Source organism: Paractinoplanes rishiriensis (genome assembly GCF_016862375.1).
Lineage (GTDB): Bacteria > Actinomycetota > Actinomycetes > Mycobacteriales > Micromonosporaceae > Actinoplanes > Actinoplanes rishiriensis.
Map to the genome: position 1 here is coordinate 1 of NZ_BOMV01000145.1, position 3,502 is coordinate 3,502.

Consider the following 3,502-nt stretch of genomic DNA (forward strand, 5'->3'; position numbering starts at 1 on the left):
GTCTCGTAGTCGTACGTCCATGGCTCGTAGTAGTCCTGGATAGCCGGCAGCTTCGGATTGCTGAAGATGCTGAGCAGCTTCTTGAACCGCCCGCCGCCCTTGAGGGTCAGCCGGCCGCGCCGGTTGAGCGTCCAGCCGCCGCGCCACGTCTCCTGGTCCTCGTAGCGGCGCGGATAGCCCTGCCCGGGCCGGGTCTCGACGTTGTTGAACCAGACGTACTCGACGCCGCTGCGGTTGGTCCACGCCTGCTTGCAGGTGACCGAGCAGGTGTGGCAGCCGATGCACTTGTCGAGGTTCATCACCATCGCCATCTGAGCCATCACGCGCATCAGTACTCCACCTCCTGTGAACGGCGGCGAATGACGGTCACCTCGTCGCGCTGGTTGCCGGTCGGGCCGAGGTAGTTGAACGCGAAGGACAGCTGGGCGTAGCCGCCGATCAGGTGCGACGGTTTGATCAGCAACCGGGTCAGCGAGTTGTGAATGCCGCCGCGCCGCCCGTTGGTCTCGGTGCGCGGCACGTCGATCAGCCGGTCCTGGGCGTGGTGCATGTAGACCGTGCCCTCCGGCATCCGGTGCGACACGATCGCCCGGGCCACCACCACCCCGTTGCGGTTGACCGCCTCGATCCAGTCGTTGTCGGCCACCCCGATCTTGGCGGCGTCCTCCTTCGACATCCAGATCGTCTGGCCGCCGCGGGACAGCGAGAGCATGAACAGGTTGTCCTGGTACTCGGAGTGGATCGACCACTTGTTGTGCGGCGTCAGGTACCGCACCGTGATTCCCAGCTCGCCCTGGTCGCCGACTTTCGGCTCGCCGAACAGCGCGTTCATGTTCAGCGGCGGGCGGTAGACCGGCAGCCACTCGCCCAGGTCGGCCATCCAGTCGTGGTCGAGATAGAACGACTGCCGGCCGCTGAGCGTGTGCCAGGGCTTGAGCCGCTCCACGTTGATCACGAACGGCGAGTAGCGCCGGCCGCCGGACTCCGACCCGGACCACTCCGGCGAGGTGATCACCGGGGTCGGCCGGGACTGGGTGTCGGCGAACGTGATCTGCTTGCCCTCGTGCTCGGCCGACAGGTCGGCGAGCTTCATCCCGGTGCGCTCCTCCAACTGGTGGAAGCCCTGGGTGGCCAGGTGCCCGTTGGTGGTGCCGGACAGCGCCAGGATCGCCTCGCAGGCCTGCACGTCCCGGGCGATCGACGGCCGGCCGTTCCTGGCCACGCCGTTCTTGTGCCGCAGGTACTCCAGCTCGCGGCCGACCTGAAAGGTGACGCCCTTGGTGGTGGCGCCGAGCGTGTCCAGCAGCGGGCCGAGCGAGGCCATCTTGTCGGCCACCGCCGGGTAGTCGCGCTCGACCTGCACCAGCTTGGGCATCGTGCGGCCGGGCACCGGTTCGCACTCGCCGCGCTTCCAGTCGGTGACCCGGCCATGCGGACAGGCGAGTTCGTCCGGGGTGTCGTGCAGCAGCGGCGCGGCCACCACGTCGGTACGGGTGCCCAGGTGGTCGCGCGCGAGGTCGCTGAACGCCCGCGCGATGGTCATGAACGCGTCCCAGTCGGTGCGGGTCTGCCAGGGCGGCGCGATGGCCGGGTTGAACGAGTGCACGAACGGGTGCATGTCGGTGGTGTTCAGGTCGTGCTTCTCGTACCAGGTCGCAGCCGGCAGCACCACGTCGGAGTAGATCGTGGTCGAGGTCATCCGGAAGTCGAGGCTGAGCAGCAGGTCGAGCTTGCCGGTGGGCGCCTGCTCGTGCCACTTCAGGTCGGTGGGGCGGCTGCCGGGTGGTGCTTCTTTTGCCCGTACGGCGTGATCGGTGCCGAGCAGATGCCGCAGGAAGTACTCGTTGCCCTTGGCCGACGAGCCCAGCAGGTTGGCCCGCCACACGGTGAGCACCCGGGGGAAATTCTCCGGCGCGTCCGGGTCCTCGCAGGCGAACCGCAGGTCGCCGCCGGTCAGCCGGCGCACGATGTGGTCGGCCACCGGTTCGCCGGACGCGGCCGCCTCGTCGGCCAGGTCGAGCGGGTTGCGGTTGAAGTGCGGCACCGACGGCATCCAGCCCATCCGCGCCGAGGCCGCGATCAGATCCGCGGTCGACCGGCCGGCGAACGCGCTGTCCTCGCCGGCCGCGGTCAGCGTGGCCGCCGAGAACGGGTCGTAGCGGTACTGGTCGGTGTGCAGATACCAGTACGCCGTCTGGATCATCTGCCGGCCCGGCCGGGACCAGTCCGAGGCCGTGCCCAGCACGCTGTAGCCGGTGATCGGGCGGACCTTCTCCTGGCCGACGTAGTGCCCCCAGCCGCCGCCGTTGACGCCCTGGCACCCGGTCAGCGTGGTCAGCGTCAGGAACGACCGGTAGATCGTGTCGGAGTGGAACCAGTGGTTGGTGCCCGCACCCATGATGATCATCGACCGGCCGCGGGACTCCTCGGCGTTCGCCGCGAACTCCCGGGCGATCCGGGCGGCGGCCACCCCGGGCACCCCGGTGATGGTCTCCTGCCAGGCCGGGGTGTACGGCTCGGCGGCGTCGTCGTAGCCGGTGGGCCAGGTGCCGGGCAGCCCGTCGCGAGCCACTCCGTACTGGGCGAGCAGCAGGTCGAACACGGTGGTGACCACGTGGTCGCCGATCCGCCGGACCGGGACGCCGCGCCGCATGTGCGCGGCGGCCCCGGAGGAGGTGTCGAAGCGTGGCAGCACGACCTCGACCGCGGGCTCCTTGCCGCCGGTGACGGACAGCAGCGGCCGCACGTCGCCGAGGTCGAGGTTCCACTTCCCGGCGCCGGCCGGCCCGTACCGGTAGCCGAGCGAGCCGTTCGGCACCACGGGCATCCCATCCGCGTCGAACAGCACGGTCTTGAACGCGGCGTGCTCAGTGGCCGCCAGCGCTCCGGGCAATTGGGCCGCGGTGAGCATCTTGCCCGGCTTGTACGTGCCGTCGCCGGCGTCGTCCAGGGTCACCAGGAACGGCAGGTCGGTGTACTTGGTGACGTAGTCGGTGAAGTAGCCGGTCGGCCGGTCGACGAAGAACTCCTTCAGGATGACGTGTCCCATCGCCATTGCCAGCGCCCCGTCGGTGCCCGGCGCCGGTGCCAGCCACTCGTCGGCGAACTTCACGTTGTCCGCGTAGTCCGGCGCCACGGCGATCACCTTCTGGCCGCGGTACCGCGCCTCGGCCATCCAGTGCGCGTCCGGGGTCCGGGTAACCGGCAGGTTCGAGCCCCACATGATCAGGTAGCCGGCGTCCCACCAGTCGCCCGACTCGGGCACGTCGGTCTGGTCGCCGAACATCTGCGGCGAGGCCACCGGCAGGTCGGCGTACCAGTCGTAGAACGACAGCATGGCCCCGCCGAGCAGGTTGTAGAACCGGGCGCCGGCCGCGTGCGACACCATCGACATGGCCGGGATCGGCGAGAACCCGGCCAGCCGGTCCGGCCCGTACTCCTTGATCGTGTGCACGTGCGCCGCCGCGATCATCTCGGTGGCCTCGTCCCAGGTGGCCCGCAC

General features: G+C 69.6%; 1 protein-coding gene and 1 pseudogene. Both read right to left on the reverse strand.

Translation table 11 applies throughout. The features are described from left to right. Positions 1-329: pseudogene (gene narY / locus Ari01nite_RS49215) on the reverse strand (nitrate reductase subunit beta); the annotation flags it as partial. Next, a partial coding sequence (locus Ari01nite_RS49220) for a nitrate reductase subunit alpha (protein WP_203791649.1) occupies positions 329-3,502 on the reverse strand: 3,174 nt, incomplete at its 5' end. The pseudogene narY and the gene Ari01nite_RS49220, both read right to left, overlap by 1 nt.